Raw genomic sequence first — 22018 nt, forward strand, 5'->3', positions numbered from 1 at the left:
GCCGGAACTCCGGCGGGTGAGGTGGTGGCACGAGACACTCCTTCCCAAGTTGATCAAGGTCAACTCAGATCGGGTGTCCGTGCTACCGGGGGAAGCTCATGGCGCGCTGATCGGCCGACAGTGACTGAGTGCACCACGGCCGCCCGGCCGGCTGCGCGCACGGTGCAGCAGCCACCTCGCTAGAGGTCGCCGTCTGCGTGACCCCGGTGGTCCCGTCGGGCGACATCGCCGTCACAAGAGCGACACCCGAGGCCACGGCCACCACAAGGGTCAGACCGATATTGCGTTTTTGCATGGACCGAAACTAGCGACGCCAGCCAACTAGCCGCAATCCCAGCGATGGGTGATCTCTGTTCGGGCTCTGGCTTCGTAGCCGGAAGACGCGGCCGTCGGGCTGCCGAGGTGTTGAAGCTTCACCTACCGGCGGCCGCCCAGGCAGGCCCGGCGACGCAGGCCCCGAGCACAGAGAAGCAAGACGGTCATACCAACCCGACGGTTGTCCTTGCGTGGCGGTGAGTTGGATCACCCGCACGAAGGCTGCTCCTGTACAACCCGTGATCCACCGAGGCTTCGCCAGCACCACCGATCCGGACAGCAGTGATTTCTAGGCACGATCGGGTCACTTTTGAAGAGACTGGCGGACGGATCGCAACAGCCCACAAGTACGTGTACCGATGGACCTCGGCAGCGCGTTGCAGGATGTGCTGTTCATCACACTGGCGGCGACCAGGGGCGATGGCTATGTTTCGATTTCGATCTGCCGGTTGGAGCGTTCCAGCTCGGCTGTTCACCCGGCGTTCACTCTGGACGCTGGCGGAACGAAACGGAGACCATGTACACATCCTTCCTCCGTCATCACCAACGAACATTGCAATTGGTGATGATATGGACACTTATGGTAACCGCCTTGTCGGTTCCAGCGGGATTCGGCTGGCACAGGGCTGACGCGGAGGCCTCACAATCGGCTTCAGGGGAGTATTTCCCGACGCGCGGCAGGGCTGTGGACAACGTCGAAATCGCGGCCGGTGCGACCCGCACCGTTCGGGTCGTCGGCGTCGGCACCGTTCCCTGGACGGGTGTTGACACCGTCGCCCTGAACGTCGCGGCCAAGGGTTCGTCCGGCACCGGCACGATCACCGTCCACCCCTCTGATGGCGTCCGGCCCCCGCAGCGGTCGCGGTGAGCTATCGCAAGGAGGTGTACGCGGCCAACCTGATCACCGCCAAGGTAGGCGCCGACGGCAACATCAAGGTGGTGAACACGGGTTCGGGGCCGGTCCGACTCTACCTGGACCTGCACGGTTACTCGCTTGCCGACGCGGGTGGAACCTCCGGCAGCACCTACGCCCCGCTGCCGCCCGCGCGCATCGCCAATGCTGTGACGATCCCTGCCAACGGCAACTACGAACTTGCGCCACTGGGCAAGGGCGGTGTTCCCGCCTCCAACGTCGAGTCGCTGGCCTACACGCTGCGGGCCAAGGCGACCTCGACCGGCACCCTGCGCGCCTACGCCGCCGGGGACGCGTGGCCCGGTGACGCCACGATCGATTACGCGGCCGGCCTGGCGCTGCAGAATTTCGCTATAACCAAGGTCGGCGCCGACGGCAAGATCAATATCCACAACCTCGGCTTTTCGCCCGTCACGGTCTGGGTCGACGTCGCCGGGTACTTCACCAAGAGCGCCCCCGCCGGACCCACGCTGCACGGGGTCCAGCCGGCGCGACTGGTCACGAACGCGGTCATCGCGGCGGGCGCCACCTACTCGCTCGCCCCGCTGGGCAAAGGCGGTGTTCCCGCGTCTGGTGTCGACGCCGTCTCGGTCAGCCTGACGGCAAAGAGCAGCGCCGCCGGTGCTCTTACCTCTCACCCCTCGGGAACGACCGCTCCCGGCACGCACACCGTCGGCTATGACGCCAACGTTCAGTCGACGGCGTCCGCCGTGGCCAAGCTCGGGACAGACGGCAAGGTACTGATCCGCAACACCGGCACGACGTCGGCGACCGTCAGCATCGACGTGTACAGCTACTTCCGCAAGGGGCTCTCATTCACCGAGTTGGCGGCCACACCGTCCGATTCGACCTGGGCCGAGGGCATCCGCGTCAATAGCACAACGCCGAAGTTGTCTGCGCTGGCCTCGTCCGTGGACAAGCGCCCGGTCACCTACACCTTCGAGGTGGCCCCCATGCACAGCGAGACGCCGGTGGCCGGCGGGACGGCATCGTCGGTGCCCACAGGCGAGGCGGGTACGTGGACGGTCCCAGCCAACGTGCTGAGCAACCCGGGCGCCTACCGCTTCCGCGTCAAGGCTGCCGATGGCCAGGACAGCCTTTGGTCGACATGGCGGTGGCTCGTCGTCGACGCGCCGCTCGTGCCGACGGGCCTCACGAGCTCGCTGGACACTCCCGAACTGCCAGTGCTCTCCGGAACCGTCAACCGTCCGTCGGGCGGCCCGGTCACCGGCCGCTTCTATCTCTATGACGAGGTCGGCGCCACGGTGGGCGGAAGTCCATTGGGCAAGGGCATCGTCAAGGGCGGCGAGAGGCTGAGCCTGCGGCTGCCCGAGAACCTGGTCGAACCCGGCAAGTCCTACACCTGGCGCATGGACGCCTGCGTCGATGGCGCTTGCGGACCGCAGACGGCGTCTGCGTCGTTCACAGTTCCCCAGCCCGCGCCGGACCCGCAGACCACGCAGCTCAAGCTCGGCGCTGACAAGATCAAGGTCACGAGCGCCAAGGCCGGCGACAAGGCGTGCGATGGAGCCCCCTGCCTGCTGGCCGACGCTACCGCCGTCAACCTGGGAGGCACCGGTGACGATGAGCAGATCACCGTGGTCAAGGTCGACCTAAGCTCGCTACCGGACGGTGCCCGCGTCACCGGAGCCACTCTGGACCTCGGCGCCGCCACCTGCGGGTCCTCCTGCGGCACCACGATGAAGCTGTCCGGGTACCAGCCGGAGAAGGCGTGGACCGACACGCCCACCGGCACCGAGGCGGTGGCGAACGCGGCGTCCGAGGCGGTCGACGAGACCACCACTCTGAATCCTGCGAAGCTGAACCTGGGCGGCCTGGCGACCCAGTGGCGTGAGGGCCACAACGACGGACTGATCCTAAAGCTGGCGGGCGAAGCGCTTCCGGCCGTCGCCTTCCCCGCCTCGGGCCTGTCACTGACCGTGGACTACATCCCCGCAACCGTCCCCGGAACCGTCGACGACATCACGGCCCTGGCGGGCGGCGCGTCGGCGCAACTCGCGTGGGCCCCACCCAAGGACGCAGGAGCGGCCCCGGTCCCTTCCGAGGACGGAACCGACCCCGCCTCCGTTGTCACCGGATACGACGTCCAAGTACTCGACATGAGCGGTGCGGTCGTCAACTCACTCAGCAGCGACAAGCCGGAACTGACGGTCACCGGCCTGACCAACGGGACCGGCTACCGCTTCAGGGTTCGTGCGCGTAACGCCCACGGCGCCGGCGAGTGGGCAACGGGCGGAGATGCGACCCCGGAAGCGCTGCCGAGCGACGCTGCCAAGTTCGTCGAGGCCGTGAAGCAGTTCGTCTCCAGCCGCGAAGGGCTGATGGAGAAGCGCTACAACACCGCTGCCGAGGCAGTGACGGGCAACTCCGAGGGCGAGTTGTTCCGCAACATGCTCAACACCATGGCCACAGGCATCGTGGAGACCCGCGACGAGGCCGCCGAGGCCAAGGCCGCGCAGCTGAGCACCACGCTCAACGTTCCTAAGGTGTTCATCGGCTACTCCGCCGCGAGCAGGACCATCACCGTCCGGGCCACGCTCAGCGGCACAACGGTCTATGCCAATGAGGTCGGCACTTCCGCCGAGAACCGCACGAACAGCGACTTCGAGGAGGAGCGCAACTTCGTCTTTACCCTGCCGGGCGCACCGGCGACCCGCGCGATGGCGGCCGCCGATCCGCAGCACGCCGACCTGACCTCGATCGGCGCAGGGGGCGCTGGCGGCGACCTCGAGATCAACGCCTTCACCTCCAAGCAGGAGGCAGAGCAGCCGATAGACGACAGCCACTTCATCGACGTGAACGCGTCGGCCACACCGACTCGGGCCGCTGCTGACGCCCCTGTCAAAGCTCAGGGCGTCAGCGTCCGCGGAATCGGCACGTGGGCCTGGCGTAACTACAAGGTGCGGCACGACGAGAAGAACGACTGCGCCAACTTCGTCTCCAAGGCCATCTACTACGGCGGCAAAGCACGCGTCTACACGGGTTGGTATCGCAGCTCGAAGGCGTGGTGGGCCAACTCCGTGAACAAGTCGTGGACCTGGGCGGGCGCCTATAACAACTACTACCATTTCGGCTACGCACGTGACCGCGTCTACTGGGAACCGGGCTTCCACTCGGTGGAAGTCGGGGACGTCATGTATTGGCGGCACCGGAGCTGGTCCAAGGTCGGTCACGTGTCAGTTCTCACGAAGAAGACCAGGAACGACAAGTACGGTGTTTACTACACCCACCATTCCAGTGGTCGCAGCGAACGGGACAAGCCGTTCTGGCCGACCGCCAAGGACTACCCACAGGTGGGTTTCGCCTACATCCTAAGGTGACTTGTATGCGTTTCCGCATAGCTTTGTCCCTCGCTGCCATTACGGTCGGCACTGCGACCGCGGTGACCCTGTGGCCGGACGACCGTGATCCCGCCCCACCGTCAGGTGTGACCCTGACCGGCGGAGGCGATCGTGCACTGCGCGGCACGGTGTCTTCAGTGATACTCCAGCTGCGCCGCCGCGACGTGGCCCGGCTCGCAAACCTTGACGTGGACCTGGATACCCGGCATCGGGGCGGCAGCAAAGCCGAAGCCGGAGCGAAGTGGCTCATCACCCACTTCGCCGACGCCGTGCAGGGAAACGTACGGGCAGAGATTCGGCAGGACGACAACGCGGGCCAGCTCTGGCACGCCTGCCTATCCTACGGATCCCGCGGGCAGAAAATCCTGCTCGACCTCAACTCCTACGGAAAGAGAGGCCAGTGGCCGGACCCGAACGGGGGTGACAAGTACTCCTTTCCGGCCCACACCTATGCCGCCCTCGTGGGCTCGGTCCCGCAACCCGGCAGACAGATAGACGGGAGGTTCTGCGCCGAGGGCGACCTCTTCCCGCCAGGCCGCTGATCGGAAACGACGGTTCCGGCATCGACTCACGCCCACTGGTGCAGCTCGGTGCCGGAACCGTCGTGCGGTTTCCCGCAATCGCTCACGCAGACGCCGCACAATCATTGACCCTCCGAGTCACAAGTTGCTCGCACGAGCCGCGCTAAAGGGGGATCGCCGGACGACCAGCGCCGGCCGCTGCGCCGCACAGAAGTCGCCGACGCGCCTACTTGAAGTCGCGCCGCTGCATCTTGCGCCCACGCAGGAGCCGCCAGATCAGCCGTCCCTGAAACACACTGGCCGCGAACATCGCTATGAGTGTGGCGCTTCCAACAACACTGAGAAAAAGATCGGTGACCAGCGATGCGGGCATCGTGACAAAATAGGGCCAGATCGGTGAAAAAGTGTCCCCGGTGACCGCGAGATCAACCAGAATAAAGGCGGTGACGCCGACGACAACAGCGCTATAGACACATACCCAGCGGCGATGTCGCCGGGTAGACGAGTTGCGGCAGCGGATCAACAACCTCAGGCTCGACGGGCAGGACTGAACATAGCGGTCACGGCACGACCCACTTCCGCCCTAGGAGGCGGCACGACGCGCCGCAGGACATCGGTGACGTATGTTCCCTTGGCCAGCGGGACGCCGACATTCGGCGCCGACAAAGGCAAGCCGATTCCGCCAGGTGAACGAGTCGATGACCGATCTGAGTCGAGTGCACTCACCTGCCCAACTCGTCCTTGATGGTCGATAATAATTATGTTAAGTCACAGGATGAAAGCGGCAGTTGCCGAATCAGAACGTCGAACAGCGGCGCCGATGGCCATCCCGGCTGCAACTGCCCCACTCGCGTCCACCCCCACGAGACGTACGCCCGGTAGGCCCGTTCGTTCTCGGCCTCGACCAGCAGTGTGGCTCGGTCCTCACTGCGGGCGGCGAGCAGCTCGTCGTGCAGGGCGTGGGCGATCCCGCGTCCGGTGCGGTCCTGCCGGACCATGATCTCGCTGAGGGCGAAGGTCCGGGACCCGGTCTCGGTGGTGAATCCCGGTTCAGGCTCCTCAACGAGCCCGCGCCACCATGCGGCGTTCTTCCCAAGGGGCCATCCCCATGCCTGTCCCACGGCCACGTCGCCGTCGTAGGCAACGACCATGTCGAACTCGCCGTCGCGGCTGGTGTAGGAGTCGAATCGCGTCATGAACGCCTCGGGCGAGTCGAACGGATCGGCTGAGGCGACCGCTGCGGCGTAGGCGTCCCGGTAGATGTCCTCGATGGTCTGCCGGATCGCGCGGGCGCCGGCTGCGCCGTATCGGCGGAATCTCAGGTCCGTCATGGCGACGACGGTACTGTCGCCGACAGCTTTGCGGCCACCGTCGCCAAGCGCTCACGGAAGTCGGAATCGTGCGCGGCGAGAGGCCGCAGCAGGTTGAGGGAGCGCGGCGAGGCGACCGTTCCTTCGGCCTCATCCAAGGTCGTGCTTCCCGAGGTCAGAGCGCCACAGACGTCGTCGGCGGCCAGTTGTTTCCCCGCCAGAGTCGCCCGGTAGTACACCCGGTTGCGGGGCGCAAGATCCGGATCCGTGACCACATCGGTGTACAACCTGACCGCTTTACCGGGCTTGCCGAGGTCGGCGGCGACGCAGCCCTCATGTGCGAGGACTTCGGTGCGAGTGACGAACGCCAGTGGCATCGGGTCGTCGGGGTGGTCACCGCGATCGAGCTCGTCATGGGCGGCGAGGAGCGCGGCACGCGCTGCGGTCTCATCGTTCAGGAGCGCGTTCGCGGTCGCTTTGCGCATGTTGATCAATGCGTGGACGCGCGGGGACGGATGGTGCTTGGCGGCTCGCTCGGCCATCCGCAGAGCCCGCTGCGCCTCCCGCGCCGGTCCCTTCTTCCCCGACATCCGCGCGAGCGCGGTCGACTGCAACGCCATGGTCGCGTAGGCGTGGGCCCGCAAAGCGGGGTCTTCGCTGCCATCGGCCAGGCTGGCGGCTTCCTGCACGATTCGGCGCGCAAGGGCGAGCTGGCCGGCATCGAAGGCGAGAAAGCTGCTGCAGGTCGCGATGCTCGCCGCCACGCGCAGCAGGTCCGATCCGATCCGTTCGGTGTAGTCGCTCTCGTCGAGCATGGCGCGGGCCTGGCCGAGTAGCCGCATGGCCTGCCGGAGCAGCGCCGCCCCACCCACCACCCAATCGCGGGTCCATAGCTCGTCGCTGCAGGTTTGAAGGTAGGTGATGTGCGCCTGAGAGATCCGCTCCGGTGCCGCGAACACGCCGGGGAGCAGCGCTGAGGCGCTTAGGGCGGCGAGGGCCCCATTGAAGGTCCTTCGATCCATCTCGTCTCCGGGCGTTGGGAGCACGCCGAGGTCTGCGTCGGGTCTGCCGGTGATGAGCGGAAGCAAGGCCTCACGCGGCATGCACACCGCATCCGCCCACGCCAGCAGTTCGCGGATGTCGTACATGGTGCCGCGCTCGCCTGACTCAATGCGGGTGACCTTGGTTTTGGTCCAGCCTGGGACCAGGTCGGCCATCTCCTGCTGGGTGAGCCCGACGGTGCTGCGCAGCAACGCCAGCACGCCGGCGAGATTCTGATCGGCAAGGGCCTGCCGCATCGGCGGTGAATCCCATAACCACGCCGGTACTCCGGCTCCAGCAGCGTGCGCCTGACGTTCGCAGCTTCCGCAGACGACCCCAGAGTTGTACCGCGAGAGCAGCGTGGTGCGACAGCCGGGGCACCACTTCTGTTCCGGCATCGTCCGCGCCTTCCCGGTAACCAGGGGTGGGATCTCTGCCACCCACGGTAGAGCCGGTGCGTTCCGGTCGCCACCAGTCCTGATGCCAATTCCGCACCACCTTCAAGGTGAGCATGGCGCTGAACTGGTGATTGTGAGCCGCGCAGGGGTCTGGCTGGCTGGGGGAAGTCCCAACCACTGGAGGACGAGGTGGCCGAACCAGCCAGCACACATCTGGACACGCTCGCTGATGCGCTGTCCAGCGCGCCGCACCTCAGCGTCGTCCGGCGATTCGGACAGACGCCGCCGACGCTGGAGGTGACGAACACCGAGGTTCGCGACGGCCGTGGTTGGGAACTGCTGTCCGGCGAGATCTTCGTCATCGAGCGCGCTGGGCTCTGGTATGTCTGGGCAGAGGGCGACCGGCTCGCGCCGGTGAACGAACTCGCCCGTGCCATTGAAGGCGTGAAGGCATCACTCACCTTCACCGAGGCCGAAGGCGACAACCCACGGCCCGCTTCCGCTGACACCAACGATGTCATGCAGGGACTCGCTGGGTGGATCTCGACACGCAAGGGGGCTTGCGGGCTCGGCGGCGGATCTGACGTTCCCCAGCGGCCGGCTCTGCAATCGCGGCGGGCCGCCGGAGTCGACCTCGCTGAGATCCCGGCAGAGCGAGGCGAGTCCACATGATGAGCCACTCCCCGGTCCGCGTCCCTCTTGGTTGGGAGCCCGTAGGGGTGCGGGCGCACGCGCGGCGGTCGGCCGCAGATCACCACGGGTGTTGGTCTGGCCGCCGCGCGTCCCTCAGCCAGACCGGGCTCCGGTCTTCCGTTCGACCTCAGCCCGAGCGGGTGCAGCGATGAACGTCTTGACGCTGGAGTCCGGACCGCCCACACCTGCCGGGGTCTTCAATGCTCTGCTCGGTGGCTGGACCCACAGCAGAGCCGACGGGACCGCCGCGACGCGGATGCGGCGGGTAGTGCCCGACATCGGCCATGTCGTGCGCGAAACCCTGCTGTTCGCCAGCCATGCGGTCGGCTGGGCGACCGAGCCCGGCCTCCGGCAGATGATCGAGGTCGGCGTCCCGGGTGAGGTCGAAGTCGCGACCCCCGCCCGGCACCTGCGCGACATCTGGTACTCCGACCCGCCGCGTGTGGTCGCCGTCGAAGACGACCCGCTCCTGGGGCGCCGACATCTGCGCGGCTACGACAAAGTCGTCAAGGCCAGCATCAACGACCCCGCCGACCTCCTCGACCAGCTCCACCTGAAATCCGGCTTGGACCTCGACGAGCCCGTGATCGTCCTGATGACGGGACTACTGCGCCCTCTGCACGATCCCACCAAGGTCATGACGCTGCTGCGGACCCGGCTGGCGCCCGGCAGCACGCTGATCCTCGCCCACGCCACCTCCACCGGCGTTGACCCGGCCCGCATCAACGGCGTGGTCAAGGCGCTCGGGTGCCCGAACGGACACGCCGAGCTCTTGTTCCGGCCCCAGGAGGACATCGCCGCGCTCGTGGCCGACTCCGGCTGGGAACGCGTCGGCCCGCTCCTGTGCGACGTCCATGACTGGTCGCCTCTACGTCCGCCGCAGGGTCCCGTGGCCGGCGCGACGATCCGGGTGCTGGGCCAAGTCGCCACCATCCCCTACACCGATCGGAGCCGATGATGCCCCGCTTCGACGACCTCCATGACCCGGTCCCCACCGCGGAGGCGCCTCCCGCGGAGGCGCTGGGCCCGGAGATCGACACCACCGTCCCGCACTCCGCCCGGATCTGGAACTACTGGCTGGGCGGCAAGGACCACTACGCGGTCGACCGGATTGCCGGTGACGAGTACAAGAGGACGTTTCCCGCCATCGTTGACGTCGCCCGCGCACAGCGGGCGTTCCTCGGCCGCGCCGTCCGGCATCTGGCCGGTGAGGTCGGGATCCGGCAGTTCCTGGACATCGGCACCGGCCTGCCGACCGTCGACAACACCCACGAGGTCGCGCAACGTGTCGACCCCCGGTGCCGGATCGTGTACGTCGACAACGACCCGATGGTCCTCGCCCACGCCCGCGCCCTGCTCACCAGCACTCCGAAGGGTGCCACCGCCTACGTCGACGCCGACCTGCGCGACATCGACACGATCCTGGCCGGAGCAGAACCCATCCTGGACCTGGACGAACCGGTCGCGGTCATGCTGCTGGGCATCCTCGGGCACATCTCCACCACCGAGGAGGCACGCGAGATCGTCGAGCGGCTGGTGGACGCCGTCGCGCTGGGCAGCTACCTGGTGCTGGCCGACGGCACCAGCACCCTGGACGAGCGCAGTCGAGCGCAGGACCGCTACAACAACTCCGGCGCCGCCCCCTACCAGCTCCGCACCCCAGACGAGATCGAGAGCATCCTCAACGACCTGGAGCTCCTCGACCCCGGCGTGGTGACGCCACCGCTCTGGCGGCCCGAGCCCCTGGAGATCGGCACACCGCAGCCCGTGGAGTCGCTGTGCGGGATGGCGGTGATCCGATGACCGGCCTCACCGCGTGGCTCGGGCTCAGGGGCAGCGGCGCACACACCAAGCCCAGCCTCTTCACCTCCGCGCCCCCGCGCGACCCCAAGCCGACCACATCGACCGGTGCCAACGCGGCGTCCGGCGCGGCGGACACCGGCCGACTCCGGGCGCTGCGTGCCCGGCATGAGGGCCTGGGCTGGCGCATCGTCGGCGCCGCGGACGCCTGGATGGCCTGGCGAGGCGACCAGCAGGTCACCGCCGCCGACCCCTTCCAGCTGGAGCAGGCGATGTGTGCGCTCAACGCCGGTGCCGCCGACCGGCACCAGGCCGTGATCGAGCAGACCCTCACCCGCCCATACGTCCCGCTCGTCCCCCAGACCCCTCCTGCGCCCCACACCCACACCCGCCGGGCCGGTCCCGCCCACGCAGGGACGTCGCACTGGCGGGTGGGGCGAGGAGACGGGCGCCCCTGATGGCCCGGCCCCCAGGGACGTCCCGGCCGGGGCGCCGCCCGAGAGCACCGGCTCACCACGAGGCGCCCCGGCCACCCCACGCAAAGCCCCGGGGCGGCGCAGCAGCGCCGCCCCGGCTTCCACCAAGCCGAGCGCGCACCCCTGGAGGTGCCTGAATGCCCTTCTACCTCTACGCCATGGTCGCGGCCCGCCGGTACGGCGGGGCGGTGGCCACCAACGGGATGTTCGAGCCGCTCCGGGACGCGCTCCGCACCTACCCGGACATCACCGCCGACTGCGGGAGCCGCTACCACCCCTACGAACCGCTGATCCACATCGCGATCAGAGTCAACGGACGGCCCCTGCACCTTCCGCGCTGGAGCCCGACCAGACATCGCCGCCTGACCGTCGGCCACCGCACCGGCCCGGCCATCACCGTGACCAGCCACTGGCTCCACGGCTACGTGTGGGGACACCAACGGCTCGGCTGGAACCCTGCCAAGGCCGCCAGGATGATCGTCCGCACCCTCACCGCAGAGGCAGCCGACCGCACGGCCACCAGCGCCTACTGACCGCCCTCCCGCCCATACCGGGAGCCGCAGTCGGCGGATCGGTCGGGGTTCACCGGCCGCGGCTCCCCCTCCCAGTCGGCACCGCCCGCAAAGGACCCGAGCACGATGATTCCGCACGAGCCCGGCCCCGACGGCGCGTCCGGGCCGGTGCCAACCGAACCGGTCTGGGTTCCCACCGACCGCCTATCGCTCCAGGTCTCCCACCAGACCAACCTCTCCCTCTACCCCGACACCGGTGATCGGCTCACCGTGAAAAAGGGACCGGACGGGCAGGGCGGTTACCGAATCCTGGCCATATACACCCGGCATACATCCCGGCCGACGACGCCGGGCCGGACCGCGACAGGCCGCCCAAGGAGATCTGGTGGACTGAACCGGCCCCCCGCGAGGTCGTCGAACGATGGTGGCAGAACCTCCAGGAAAAGATCACCCGTCCCGACGAAGGCGAGCCCAAGGCCCGCCCCTAGACCCCGCGGCCCGGCGGCAGACGGCGCGCGCCCCGGGCTACGGTCCTCCTTTCTGCAGCGCCACCGGAGGATCACAATGACCTTCACCGTGAACACCGAGTTCGACGGGACGACCGTCCTGGTGACCGGCGGCGCAGGCCTGATCGGCAGCCAGATCACCGCACGGCTGCGGAAGCTGGGCGCGCGGGTCCTGGTCGTCGGGAAGCTCGGCGCCTACCCCGAGCAGGTCTACGCCGGCCTGTTCGGGATCGACCCGGCCGACCCCGACACCATCGTGGGGGACGTCGCCGACGCCGACCTGATGAACGAAGTCGCCGCCCGATCCGACTACGTGATCCACGCGGCGGCGTTGGCCGACGTCGCCGCCTGCACCCGCAACCCGATGGAGGCGATCACCGCGAACGTGACCGGGACGCAGGTGCTGCTGGACGCCGTCGCGGCGCACGCCACCAGGGTCCGCCGGATGGTGTTCGCATCATCGGCGAGCGTGTACGGCAACGGCATCCACCCCGTGCTCGGGCAGGCGCAGCAGTTCGGAACCGGCACCACCCCGGTGAACCCGCTGTCGGTATACGCCAACACCAAGGTGTGGGGCGAGCACCAGATGGCGCTCGTCCTCGGCGCCGCCGGGGTATCGCACTGCGTGGTCCGCTACTTCAGCGTCTACGGCCACCCGCAGGTGATCAAGCACGGTTCCCACTCCTGGGTGGTGGCGTGGATGGCGATGAGGGCGTCGGTCGGTCTGCCGCTCCACCTCAATGGCGGTGGCCGTCAGGTCCGCGACTTCATCCACGTCGCAGACATCGCCGAGGCGACCATCCGGGCGCTGGCAGCCCCCGCCGCCCACGATCAGACCCTCGACATCGGCACCGGCGTCGCCACCTCCATCCGCGACGTCGCCGACCTCGTCCGCCTGCACTACCCCGACGTGGAGATCGTGCAGACGCCGATGCCCGAGGGCGACCCGCTCGGAGGCTACGCCGACACCCGCCCGATTCTCTCCGCGCTCGGCTGGAAGCCGACCATCACCATCACCGAAGGTGTCCGCCGGTACGTCGAGTGGCTGACCGCTCATCCCCAAGCCGTCCCGGGGTGGCTCCGTGAGCAGGCCGCAAGGTCCGCCTGATCCCTGCCATCCGGGGCCGCCTGCGCCCAGGCGGGTCCGGATGGCTCAGATGATCGGCGGGCGCCCCAGCCGGGTCATCGTCCACACCGTCCGCCAGGCCATCGGCCGGCGGGACCCGCACGGCGTCCGCCATCCCTCCGCGAACCCGCCGAACCACGCCCGCAACCCTGCTGCGCTGCGAGTCCGCAGCACCGTCAGCACGATCCAGATACCCAGGTAAACGGGGACGAGAGGACCGGGCAGGTGTCGCCGAGCCAGGTAGACGCGATTGCGTGCGTTGAGCCGGAAGAAGAACGCATGCCTGGTCGGGGACGTGCGCGGGTGCTGGAGCAGCAGCTCCGGCGCGTACTGGACCTCCCAGCCGCCGTTCAGCGCCCGCCATGCCATGTCGGTCTCCTCGTGCGCGAAGAAGAACGCCTCCGGCCACGGGCCGACCTCGGTGAGCATGGCCGACCGCAGCACGTGCGCGCCGCCGAGGAACCCGGTCACCCGGCCGCCCCGCATCGGATCCCCGGCCCGCAGTCGCGGCACGTGGCGGCGCTGCGTCACGCCGGTCTCATCGGCGATCCGGAACCCGACGATCCCCAGCCGCGGATTGCCCTCGAACAGGGCGACGATCCGCGCGAACACCTCGTCGTCGACCAGCAGCCCGTCATCGTCGAGATCGAGAACAAGGTCGACGTCGGTGAGTTCGGCCAGCGCCGCGTTGCGGCCCCCGGTGACCCCCTCGTTCTCCGGCAGCTCCACCGCAGTGACCCCGTCCGGCAGGCCCGTCAACCGGCAGCCGTTGCCGACGACGACGATCCGATCCGCGGGGACGGTCTGGCGCAGGACCGAGTCCAGCAGCGCCGCCAGCTCCGTGGGGCGCGTCCCCATCGTCACGATCGCCACGCCCAGCTTCACCTTGCCGCCCGCCCTTTCCATTGGAGGCCCCATGCACTCGTCTCCGCCGACCCTGCGCGCGCTCGCACAAGCCCGCGAACTCCCCGATCACCAGGTGATGGACCGGGGAACCCTTGAGTGGATCACCGACAATGCACCGCCCGGCCATCCAACAGTCATCTGCCGGCCACCGACGCTGGTCCCGCACGTTACCTGGTTCACCAGCGCACAGCAGGCCGAAGGCCTTCACGGCGTCCTGCACGGCGCCCGGGTGAGCATCCTCGCCGCCCTTCTGGCCACCGAATCCGGCCTCCCGCCAGACGACACCCGCGCCCTCACGGTCGCCGCCGCGATCCACGACTGCCGCCGCCGAAACGACCGCACCGACTCCGGCCACGGTCACCGCGCCGCCGCATGGCTGCGTGCGCAGGGACCCGGCATCCTCGCGGCGCTCGACGTCGTCTTGGACGCACCGCTCCTGGACCGCGCCGCCCACGCCGTCGGCCTCCACGACGGCGACCAGCCGGACCGCGACCCGCTCGTCGGCCTGCTACGCGCAGCCGACGCCCTCGACCGGTACCGCCTACCACTGGCCCGCTGGTGGCCCGACCTGTCCCGGCTCACCGTCCAGGTCCCCACCTGGATGCCGCCGCTCGCCCACCGCCTGGTCGTGCTCACCGAAGAAGCCCGCCTCGACGGCGCCACCCCCGAGACCGCCCTCACCCACGCCCACCACACGATCCTCGCGGAGGGAACCGGCCATGTGGGATGACGCGCACACCGACCACACCCGGACCGACGACCGGCCCGAACCCGCCGGGCTCGCCGTCAGCAGCGCCGCGTGGCAGTCCCGTCTCCGCGACAGCCCCAACGGGCACCTACTCGCCCGCAACACCATGACCGACCGAATCACCAGCGGACGGCCACTCCACCTGCTCCACACCACCGTCGCGCTCGACGCCATCCGCGCCACCGGCCACCTGTACGCCTCCACCGGCTGCCTCGCCGCCGCGATCTACTGCACACCACTCACCCCCGAACACGGCGGGCTCCGACCCCACAACCTCGGCGCCCACCTGCTGGAGCACCGCCCCTGGGCCGCACCCCTCGTCATCGAGATCGCCCCTGACGGGCCCGCCCCGGCGGAAGGCATCGACTACCTGCGCATGGGCCGCATCCACCTGGACACCTTCCTCACCCACTCCAGCTACCTCACCGCCGCCGAGCACCACCAGCTCCGCACCGCGGCCGTCACAGCGATCGGCCGCGCCGCCCCGTTCCTCGACCGGGCCATGGCCAACGCCGCCGGCCACCGCACCGACCCCGAAACCTTCGTCGATGACCTCGCCGCGGCCGTCCCGACCCTGCCGTTCCTGGGCTACCTGTACTTCGAGGTGCTGTCGGAGTACCTGATGCTCCACAGCACCACCGGCCAGACCAAGGCCTACGCCGCCCAAGGCGAACTCCACAGCCGCCTGACCAAAGATCTGGCGTTCGCCGCCGTCGACGGCATGGCCACGCTGTTCGACCTCGCCCGCTTCCACCCCGCCCACCAGCAACTCACCGCGCTCATCGACCGGATCGACCCCGCCCTCACCCGCGACGTCACCACCTACACGCGAGACCGCCTCACCCACCTCCTGGCCGTCCTCAGCCTCGATCACCACCAAGACGCCACCGCCTGCACCTTCCACCACCGAGACTTCGACGAGCTCGCCCGCCTCGCACCGTCCCTGCTCGGCCAGACGATCTACCGGCTGACGCGGCCCCTGCCCCGCTACCCCGACCTCTACCTCGCCCTTGAGCAGAGCAAAGCCCTCGCCGCGTGGACCCACTGGAACACCCGAAAGATCAGCACACCGTTCGCCGGGTTCCTCCCCAAGGGAGAGATCGGCATCAACCCCTCCTATCCGAACGCCACCTGCACCATCTGGACCGCCCACGTCGATCACCGCGGCCTACTTCACCCGCAAGAACACCTTGACGTCCGGCCGATCCCCCGCCTCGCCGACCTGAACTTGACCGCGATGCGACGCGACACGACGGGCAGAGCAGCCGGACACCTCGCAGCCCAGTAGCAATCCGGCCGTTCACCCGCCCTGCTCGAAGCCGTCCGCGCCGCCTCGGTCCTGTCTCCGCAAGGCCGCACCCACCCTGACCACCGCTGGCTTCGAAGCCCCCTGACCAACGGTCCCCGGCCACGGCACCCCCCGGGGCCTGTGGAGCCGCCCATCACCCGATACCGCGGAGACACCCAAGGATCCGAGGCGGCGTGGCTTGGGCACGCTTGCGAAGTCCGGTATCCGCGCACGTGCTTCGCGCAACCCGTAACGGTCCCCAGAGACGCGAATGCCCCCCGGCCGTGGCCGGGGGGCTTGGTGTTGTCAGGCAGTTGGTTGTGGCGCGCGGAACTCTGCCAGGACGTCTCTGCCCCAGCGGTCTGTTCGATCGAACTTCGCCGCGAGTTCCACTGCTGAAGGCAGCTCGCCTTCCGGAAGCTTCCGCAGGAACGCCAGGGCTTCCGCCTTGGCGGAGACCGTCTTCCTGGGCCTGGTCGGCGTAAGGGGTTCCTGAAGCGGAGCGGGCTCCTCGCACACTGCTGTGAGTTCTGGAGCCGGAAGGGCGGCCGGGGGTTGGGCTTCCAGTTGCGGCTCTGCCGGCTCGACTTCCGCGGCGCCAGAGATCGTCAGGGCGATGTGCAGCATGAGGGCCGCGACGAGGTTCGGCACGGCACTGACGGCCAGCGTCACCGGCAAGGGGGCGTTACCGGGATGAAGGACGTGCCAGGTGGACGAGAGGCCGTAGCTCAGTCCGATGGCCATCAGGACGCCGGTTGCGGCGGATCTCCGCGCGCGTCCCCGCGGTGCGGAGAAGTAGACGACTGTGGATACCAGCTCACAGACGATGACCGCGACCGGCAAGAGCCATGCGACACCGGCGCCCCATCCCACTGCCTCACCGAGAGCTCGCTGAGGCTCGTAGCTCAGGGCCGCCACCGCGACCAGTGAGGTAGGCACACCGAGGATGACGGCAGCGCGTGCCGGTCGAGAGAGAGTTGCGGAGTACTGCTGTTTGGTCAACGGATTGGCGCTCTCCTGGAGAGGGCCAGAGGCGGCAGCATCGCCGCAGGTAGATGGCCGGTGAGGTGGAGAGATCACTCCCCACGATCCCCACTCGATCCCCACGGAAGGGGTCTAGTGGGGCTCCAACGGACTCCAAGGGCTCCAAGGTCCTCAGCTCCCGTAACCCGCCATCTACCTGGGCGGACGCACTCCTTCGGCCCTAGATCGGATTGGTCTCCAAGAGACCGAGACCCCCAAGGAATAATCCGCGGGTTCGGGGTTCAAGTCCCTGACGGCGCACCCGTTTCGACTCGGCCGGACGTGATCATTCGCGTTCGGCTTTTGTCGTTTTCGGAGCCGATATGACCGCCGTTCGCCCAGGTCCCCCCGGCGGCTCCGCGAAGCCGCCGGGGGACGTGGTTCTCAGCTCAGGCAGCCGTCAGGGCCCCGGTGGACCTTCACACGGTCCTGATCGAGCACGTAGAACTCGTGGTCGTCGCCGGTGGCGCGGAACTCGCTGCCCTCCGCCAGTCGGCCCCCCTCCGGCAGGGGATAGGTCTTCAGCAGGGCGCCGCTGGATCGGTCGACACAGAGCAGGCCGTTCCGCGCGGGAGCGGCGATCAGGACGCGCCGGGCGCCGAGGAGACGCGCCGGTTCCTCGTCCTGGCTCCCGTCCTCCGCCCGCCGGGGCACGAACCCGAAGGTCCGGCCTTGGATCCTGCGGGCGTCCGGCCCCAGCAGGACCGCCGGGCCCGCCGCGCCGTCGCCCAGGGGGACCACCCACAGGGAGCCCGCCGCTCCGGGGACCGTGTAGACGTCGGGCTCGGCGATCGTGAAGCCGCCCCGGGTCCTGCCGTCCGAGAGGCGGATCGCCACGAGCCGGGAGCGTTCCGTGCCGTCCTCGGATTCGAACCAGGCCACGTCGGCCTGTTCATCGATCGCCACCAGGGGGACCGTGCAGTCGCACGACACCTCGCGGACGGCCTTCCCCGAGTCGGGGGCGCGGCGGATCAGCTTCGTGCGACCGTCCCGGGAGGCCGCGACCGACCACAGCGACGTCGGCGTGCCCAGCCACTCCTGCTCGACTCCGTCCTGCGGGTCGAGGACCTTTGCTCCGGCGACATGCGCCGTCTGGCCGAGCCCGGCCGCGTCGAATCCGAACAGCTGTGCCCTGCCACCGCCGTCGAGGTCACCGGCCCCCTTCCGCACCCAGATGGTCGGCCCCGCAGCGAGCAGCTCTCCGTCGCTCGTCGGCAGCCTGCGGGACGTCGCCCGCACCGCTCCCGTCTTCCGGTCGAGGCGGTGGACGCGGTCCGTGAGGACGTAGAGGGAATCCGGGGTGGCGAGCATGTCCACGACCGGCTCGTCGCCCGGCAGATCGAAGCCGCTCGGCGGCGTGACGACCGGTGGCCGGGCATCCTCGGCCCGGACGGCTCCAAGACCCGCGACCAGCGCGATCCCCGTCGCCACGGCCGCCACGGCCGCGGTGACCCGGCGGCGGCGCCGCACCCGGCGGGCTCCCGCGACGACGGAGTCGAGCATGCCCGGCTCCACCGCCATGGCCCAGTGCTCGTCCTGCAGCGTGTCGCGCAGCATCGAGTCGAACTCTTTCATCTGGCCACCTCCGCGGCCTCGAATCGGGCCCGCAGCTTCGCGAGGGCCTTGCTCGCCTGGCTCTTGACGGTCCCCCGCGAGCAGCCGAGCACATCGGCTATCTGCTCTTCGGACAGGTCCTCGTAGTAGCGGAGCACCACCACGGCCCGCTGCCGGCGCGGCAGGGCGGCCAGCGCCTCCCACATCTCCCAGCGGTCCTCGTCCGGCGCCGGCCCCACGGGCCTCTCCGGCGGCGCGTCGGTGAGCCGCTCGCGCCATCTCGCCTTCCGCGAGTCGATCGCCAGCCGGGTGATCGTCCTGCGGGCGTACCCCTCCGGGTCGTCCTTGCGCTGCACTCTCGGCCAGGCCACGAGCATCCGGACGAGCGCGGTCTGCACCACGTCCTCCGCCTGATGCCGGTCCCCGGTCAGCAAGTGCGCGTATCTCAGCAGTGCGGGAAGCCGCACGGCCGCCCATTCTCGGAAGTCCACATCCACCGCGTTACCTCGCCACTCGACGCTGTTGCCCCCCAAGGACAGTCGGCCGGCCGATCCGGTTGCCCGGCCCGGCGATCCGATTCCGAGATCGGACGGGCACCCGGCAGGCGGGTGGTTCGCGGCACGTGCCGGTGGTGGGCCGTACGCCTTCGCCGGGTCGGGGCGAGACCGTCGGCCGAGATCTGATCATGTCCGTTCGCCGGGCTATCGGTCGGCGGGGAGGCGGGCGACGGCGTCTTCGAGGTCGGTGCGGGTGGGCAGGGTGTAGCGGCGCGTGGCGTCGAGGCGGGAGTGGCCGAGGAGTTCGGCGGCGATGACGATGTCGACCCCGGCGCCCAGCAGGTTCGTGGCGAAGGTGTGCCGCAGGATGTGGGCGGAGACCGTCGGGCCGCCGCGCTCGTCGATCAGGTCCGCGTCGAGGGAGATGTCGTCCAGGAGGTGGTCGACGGCCCGTGCGGTGAGGCGGCCGCCGCGGCGGTTGAGGAACAGCGCCGCGGTTTCGGCGCCGGGCCAGGTTGCGCGGTCGGCCTTCCACGCGGTGACGGCGTCGCGGGCGGCGGGGGCGGTGAGGGGGATCGTGCGGGAGGTCTCGCCCTTGGCGGAGCGGATGTGGACCTCGCCTCTGCGGGCCGACAGGGGCACGTCCCCCATGTTCAGGGCGGTCAGCTCGGAGACGCGGATTCCGGAGTAGAACAGCAGCCGTCCGATGGCTCGGTCTCGGGCCAGGGCGCGGCGCTCGACGGCGCGCAGGTACCGCTTCTGGTCGCGAGCGGTCAGGGCGCGGGGGGCCCGGCGGGCGGCGGGGACGCGGCGGACGCCGACCTTGCCCAGGCCGAGGTGGTCGTAGAAGTGGTCCAGGGCGGTCAGGTGGGCGTTGACGGTGTTGTCGGATCGCCCGAGCTCGCTCTTGAGGTGGTCCTTGTAGCCGCGGGCGGCGTCGTCGCGCGTGTTCGCGTCGGCCAAGGGGTCGCCGCCGTCCATATCGCGGGTGGTCTCGAGCCAGGCCAGGTAGGCGCGGACACGGGAGTCGTAGGCGCGGCGGGTGTCGGCGTCCAGGGACGCGTCGGCCAGGGCGGCTGCGTACTCGGTGTGGACGGCGGTGTAGGCGTCGGGTACCTGCCGGCGGCGTCTGGTCACCGCACTCCTCGTGGTATCAGAAGTCGTCTCGTGACTTCTCGCGCCGAGCAGCGGCGGTATCAGCAGCTCAGCCGCATGACTACTTCTAATATTCGACAATATCAGAAGTTCAGTGCTAGAGTGGGAGCATCCGGTAACGACGACTACCCCGTCCTGAGGCCGACTCGCCACACCGGCTCCCCCCGAAAGGGGGACCTCATGCCGATCCTGCGATCGTCACACATTCCGAAGCAGCCCGATTCGGCGGCGAACGCCCGGTCACGACCGGCACCGGTGTCTCGCACCAGTGCCGCGTGGACGGGCCTGTGGGCCGCCGCGGTCCTCCTGCTCGCCTTCATCGTGTTCCTGCTCAGCAACACCGGCACCGTGCGGATCTCCTTCGCCGGCATGCACGGCGATCTGCCGCTGGCCGTCGCGCTGCTGATCGCGCTGGTCACCGGGATCCTGATCACGCTGATCATGGGCACCGCCCGCATCACCCAGGTCCGCCGCCAGACCCGTCGACGCCGCGCCGACGACCAGGCCGGGCTGCGACCCGCCGACCGACCGCACGACGACCAACCGCGGCTCAACGGCCGGCCGACCGGCACGGAAGCGAGTTCAGGCCATGCACACCACCGCTGAACGACGAACGACCATCAGCCTCTCGCCGCCCTCGACGCCCCGGATGCGGATGCGGCCGCCCCGCCCGGCCGGCAGCCCGCCGGTGTCCCTGGACGGCGGCTGGTGGCCGCGCTCGACCGACCCGGTCGCCGAACTGCCCGGCCTGATCCTGGCCCTACAGGCGTACGGTCCCGTCGACGACCACCGGCCCATCACGCACGTCCTGCTGCGTGTGGCCGACTGGGACTCCCGGCCCCGCCTGCTGCGCGTCGACGGCCCGGACGACACCCGGGTGGTGCGCCTCAGCTGGTTCGACTCCCTGCCCGCAGGCCAGCTCACCGCGATCTACGCCGACGGCCGCCGTGTCGAGCTGTTCACCGTCCCGCCCGGCACCGAACCCGGCGTGGCCTCGGCCGGACTGGAACTGGCCGCCTACACCACCACCCACCTGCGCACCCCGGAGCTGCTGGCCACGCTCACCGCGCTGACCGGCCCGGGAACGGACCGACCGGACGATCCCGCGAACGCCGACCAGGCGCTTGAGAGCGACAGGGCCGCCAGGAGCGTCTGGGAGACCGACGGCGGGCGCCTTCGCGAGCGCCCCGGCGGCGTTCGATCCACCTCGCACTTCTGAACCCCGCGTCGTACCGGGCCCGCCGCCCGGCCCGGTACGGCCCCCACAGCGATCGGAGCACGACTTGAACATCCTGATGACCAGGCACACCACCACCTGCACCGGGTGCACCGCGGTGGGCCGGGAGCAGACCCGCGCCGAGACGGGCCCGTCCACGCGCCGCGCCGGCCACACGATCGCCGCCCTGCACGGCGAGCTGGACATCGCCTCCGCCCCGGCGCTGCGCGAGGACCTGATCGGCATGCTGCGCAACAGCTCCCGGACCCTGATCCTGGACCTCGGCGCGGTCACCTTCTGCGACGCCGCCGGACTCGCGGTCCTGGTCGGCGTCCAGCGCCGCGCCACCGCCCTCGGCATCACCATGCGCCTGGCCGGCGTCCGACCGCAGATCACCAAGCTGCTGAGGATCACCGGCCTGGACCACAGCCTCACCGCCGACCACGGGATGCACGACGTTCGCGGCCCTGGGCGGGCGGAGGTCCGACTGGGGTGACGCCGGCCGTGCACTCCCCTACCGAGTACACCCGCGGAGAGGGTTTCGTCTCCTCTCTCGCCGACGGTCGCGAAGCCTGCGCGCGCACGGACGCCAACGGAGCGGCGCGGCCGCATGAGCACGCGAACTCGGGGCATACGACGGGCGGCGGTACCGCCCTCG

At 69.4% G+C, this 22018-nt stretch carries 22 protein-coding genes; 14 read left to right on the forward strand and 8 right to left on the reverse strand.

The window, feature by feature from the left end:
* Nucleotides 1-1000 precede the first annotated feature (1000 nt).
* From IE99_RS0124015 to IE99_RS0124025, 3 genes are all read left to right on the forward strand, one after another.
* A complete protein-coding gene (locus IE99_RS0124015) occupies nucleotides 1001-1183 on the forward strand; it encodes a hypothetical protein (protein ID WP_030175214.1) in 183 nt (60 codons plus the stop codon).
* Nucleotides 1180-4569, forward strand: a complete 3390-nt coding sequence (locus tag IE99_RS0124020; RefSeq protein ID WP_157610468.1) for a fibronectin type III domain-containing protein — start codon at nucleotides 1180-1182, stop codon at nucleotides 4567-4569. Before IE99_RS0124015 ends, IE99_RS0124020 begins: the two co-directional genes overlap by 4 nt.
* Nucleotides 4570-4727: 158 nt before the next feature.
* Nucleotides 4728-5132: a hypothetical protein gene (locus IE99_RS0124025; RefSeq protein WP_030175220.1), complete on the forward strand. Its 405-nt coding sequence runs from the start codon at nucleotides 4728-4730 to the stop codon at nucleotides 5130-5132.
* A 205-nt stretch (nucleotides 5133-5337) separates the two neighbouring features.
* On the opposite strand, the gene IE99_RS32110 is transcribed toward IE99_RS0124025, so the two are convergent.
* From IE99_RS32110 to IE99_RS30680, 3 genes are all read right to left on the reverse strand, one after another.
* Complete coding sequence (locus IE99_RS32110) at nucleotides 5338-5634, reverse strand: SCO4225 family membrane protein (protein ID WP_157610469.1); 297 nt, start codon at nucleotides 5632-5634, stop codon at nucleotides 5338-5340.
* A 235-nt stretch (nucleotides 5635-5869) separates the two neighbouring features.
* Complete coding sequence (locus IE99_RS0124030) at nucleotides 5870-6442, reverse strand: GNAT family N-acetyltransferase (RefSeq protein WP_030175223.1); 573 nt, start codon at nucleotides 6440-6442, stop codon at nucleotides 5870-5872.
* Nucleotides 6439-7719, reverse strand: coding sequence for a helix-turn-helix domain-containing protein (locus IE99_RS30680; RefSeq protein ID WP_051713138.1), 1281 nt, complete (start codon nucleotides 7717-7719; stop codon nucleotides 6439-6441). The genes IE99_RS0124030 and IE99_RS30680 overlap by 4 nt, the downstream gene beginning before the upstream one ends.
* Nucleotides 7720-8049: 330 nt before the next feature.
* Here IE99_RS30680 and IE99_RS32480 point away from each other — a divergent pair, with 330 nt between their 5' ends.
* The 6 genes from IE99_RS32480 to IE99_RS0124065 all read left to right on the forward strand — a co-directional run bounded on the left by IE99_RS32480 (nucleotide 8050) and on the right by IE99_RS0124065 (nucleotide 12955).
* Nucleotides 8050-8532, forward strand: coding sequence for a hypothetical protein (locus IE99_RS32480; protein ID WP_030175226.1), 483 nt, complete (start codon nucleotides 8050-8052; stop codon nucleotides 8530-8532).
* Between the two features lie 169 nt (nucleotides 8533-8701).
* Nucleotides 8702-9511, forward strand: a complete 810-nt coding sequence (locus tag IE99_RS31465; RefSeq protein WP_169744475.1) for an SAM-dependent methyltransferase — start codon at nucleotides 8702-8704, stop codon at nucleotides 9509-9511.
* Nucleotides 9511-10356 carry an SAM-dependent methyltransferase gene (locus tag IE99_RS0124050; RefSeq protein ID WP_051713164.1) on the forward strand — a complete coding sequence of 282 codons (846 nt, stop codon included), beginning with the start codon at nucleotides 9511-9513 and terminating at the stop codon, nucleotides 10354-10356. Before IE99_RS31465 ends, IE99_RS0124050 begins: the two co-directional genes overlap by 1 nt.
* Nucleotides 10353-10811 (forward strand): hypothetical protein, encoded by a 459-nt coding sequence (locus IE99_RS0124055; RefSeq protein WP_030175235.1) that lies wholly within the window; start codon nucleotides 10353-10355, stop codon nucleotides 10809-10811. Before IE99_RS0124050 ends, IE99_RS0124055 begins: the two co-directional genes overlap by 4 nt.
* Before the next feature lie 155 nt (nucleotides 10812-10966).
* Nucleotides 10967-11362 carry a hypothetical protein gene (locus tag IE99_RS0124060; protein ID WP_030175238.1) on the forward strand — a complete coding sequence of 132 codons (396 nt, stop codon included), beginning with the start codon at nucleotides 10967-10969 and terminating at the stop codon, nucleotides 11360-11362.
* A gap of 543 nt (nucleotides 11363-11905) precedes the next feature.
* On the forward strand, nucleotides 11906-12955 hold the full coding sequence (locus IE99_RS0124065) for an NAD-dependent epimerase/dehydratase family protein (protein ID WP_030175240.1): 1050 nt from the start codon (nucleotides 11906-11908) through the stop codon (nucleotides 12953-12955).
* 45 nt (nucleotides 12956-13000) lie between these two features.
* Here IE99_RS0124065 and IE99_RS0124070 read toward each other — a convergent pair whose 3' ends face one another.
* The gene (locus IE99_RS0124070; RefSeq protein ID WP_030175243.1) at nucleotides 13001-13879 is read right to left on the reverse strand and encodes a glycosyltransferase family 2 protein; all 879 of its coding nucleotides are present in this window, start codon (nucleotides 13877-13879) and stop codon (nucleotides 13001-13003) included.
* A 229-nt stretch (nucleotides 13880-14108) separates the two neighbouring features.
* Between IE99_RS0124070 and IE99_RS0124075 the strand changes: the two genes are divergently transcribed.
* Complete coding sequence (locus IE99_RS0124075) at nucleotides 14109-14609, forward strand: hypothetical protein (RefSeq protein WP_051713141.1); 501 nt, start codon at nucleotides 14109-14111, stop codon at nucleotides 14607-14609.
* Nucleotides 14599-15915 carry a hypothetical protein gene (locus IE99_RS0124080; RefSeq protein ID WP_051713143.1) on the forward strand — a complete coding sequence of 439 codons (1317 nt, stop codon included), beginning with the start codon at nucleotides 14599-14601 and terminating at the stop codon, nucleotides 15913-15915. The genes IE99_RS0124075 and IE99_RS0124080 overlap by 11 nt, the downstream gene beginning before the upstream one ends.
* Before the next feature lie 306 nt (nucleotides 15916-16221).
* Here the strand turns inward: IE99_RS0124080 and IE99_RS32115 are convergent, their stop codons facing one another.
* The 4 genes from IE99_RS32115 to IE99_RS0124100 form a co-directional block, all read right to left on the reverse strand.
* Entirely contained in the window at nucleotides 16222-16917 is a 696-nt protein-coding gene (locus tag IE99_RS32115; protein WP_157610471.1) for a hypothetical protein, read from the reverse strand.
* A gap of 405 nt (nucleotides 16918-17322) precedes the next feature.
* On the reverse strand, nucleotides 17323-18513 hold the full coding sequence (locus tag IE99_RS0124090; protein WP_030175252.1) for a hypothetical protein: 1191 nt from the start codon (nucleotides 18511-18513) through the stop codon (nucleotides 17323-17325).
* Complete coding sequence (locus IE99_RS0124095; RefSeq protein ID WP_037560006.1) at nucleotides 18510-18989, reverse strand: SigE family RNA polymerase sigma factor; 480 nt, start codon at nucleotides 18987-18989, stop codon at nucleotides 18510-18512. The genes IE99_RS0124090 and IE99_RS0124095 overlap by 4 nt, the downstream gene beginning before the upstream one ends.
* Before the next feature lie 204 nt (nucleotides 18990-19193).
* A complete protein-coding gene (locus IE99_RS0124100; RefSeq protein WP_030175258.1) occupies nucleotides 19194-20126 on the reverse strand; it encodes a tyrosine-type recombinase/integrase in 933 nt (310 codons plus the stop codon).
* Nucleotides 20127-20324: 198 nt separating this feature from the next.
* Here IE99_RS0124100 and IE99_RS31470 point away from each other — a divergent pair, with 198 nt between their 5' ends.
* From IE99_RS31470 to IE99_RS30690, 3 genes are all read left to right on the forward strand, one after another.
* Nucleotides 20325-20750, forward strand: coding sequence for a lipopolysaccharide assembly protein LapA domain-containing protein (locus IE99_RS31470; protein ID WP_169744476.1), 426 nt, complete (start codon nucleotides 20325-20327; stop codon nucleotides 20748-20750).
* Complete coding sequence (locus IE99_RS30685) at nucleotides 20734-21363, forward strand: DUF5994 family protein (RefSeq protein ID WP_157610472.1); 630 nt, start codon at nucleotides 20734-20736, stop codon at nucleotides 21361-21363. The genes IE99_RS31470 and IE99_RS30685 overlap by 17 nt, the downstream gene beginning before the upstream one ends.
* A gap of 64 nt (nucleotides 21364-21427) precedes the next feature.
* On the forward strand, nucleotides 21428-21856 hold the full coding sequence (locus IE99_RS30690; protein ID WP_051713149.1) for an STAS domain-containing protein: 429 nt from the start codon (nucleotides 21428-21430) through the stop codon (nucleotides 21854-21856).
* The last annotated feature ends 162 nt before the right edge of the window (nucleotides 21857-22018 follow it).

This window comes from Spirillospora albida (assembly GCF_000718255.1).
Taxonomy (GTDB): Bacteria; Actinomycetota; Actinomycetes; order Streptosporangiales; family Streptosporangiaceae; genus Spirillospora; species Spirillospora albida.

Excerpts from the sequence above, each read along its gene's own strand:
- IE99_RS0124030 (WP_030175223.1), bottom strand. The coding sequence starts at position 6,442 with ATGACGGACCTGAGATTCCGCCGATACGGCGCAGCCGGCGCCCGCGCG.
- IE99_RS30680 (WP_051713138.1), bottom strand. The coding sequence starts at position 7,719 with ATGCGGCAGGCCCTTGCCGATCAGAATCTCGCCGGCGTGCTGGCGTTG.
- IE99_RS31465 (WP_169744475.1), top strand. The coding sequence starts at position 8,702 with ATGAACGTCTTGACGCTGGAGTCCGGACCGCCCACACCTGCCGGGGTC.
- IE99_RS0124050 (WP_051713164.1), top strand. The coding sequence starts at position 9,511 with ATGCCCCGCTTCGACGACCTCCATGACCCGGTCCCCACCGCGGAGGCG.
- IE99_RS0124055 (WP_030175235.1), top strand. The coding sequence starts at position 10,353 with ATGACCGGCCTCACCGCGTGGCTCGGGCTCAGGGGCAGCGGCGCACAC.
- IE99_RS0124060 (WP_030175238.1), top strand. The coding sequence starts at position 10,967 with ATGCCCTTCTACCTCTACGCCATGGTCGCGGCCCGCCGGTACGGCGGG.
- IE99_RS0124065 (WP_030175240.1), top strand. The coding sequence starts at position 11,906 with ATGACCTTCACCGTGAACACCGAGTTCGACGGGACGACCGTCCTGGTG.
- IE99_RS0124070 (WP_030175243.1), bottom strand. The coding sequence starts at position 13,879 with ATGGAAAGGGCGGGCGGCAAGGTGAAGCTGGGCGTGGCGATCGTGACG.
- IE99_RS0124080 (WP_051713143.1), top strand. The coding sequence starts at position 14,599 with ATGTGGGATGACGCGCACACCGACCACACCCGGACCGACGACCGGCCC.
- IE99_RS0124090 (WP_030175252.1), bottom strand. The coding sequence starts at position 18,513 with ATGAAAGAGTTCGACTCGATGCTGCGCGACACGCTGCAGGACGAGCAC.
- IE99_RS31470 (WP_169744476.1), top strand. The coding sequence starts at position 20,325 with ATGCCGATCCTGCGATCGTCACACATTCCGAAGCAGCCCGATTCGGCG.
- IE99_RS30685 (WP_157610472.1), top strand. The coding sequence starts at position 20,734 with ATGCACACCACCGCTGAACGACGAACGACCATCAGCCTCTCGCCGCCC.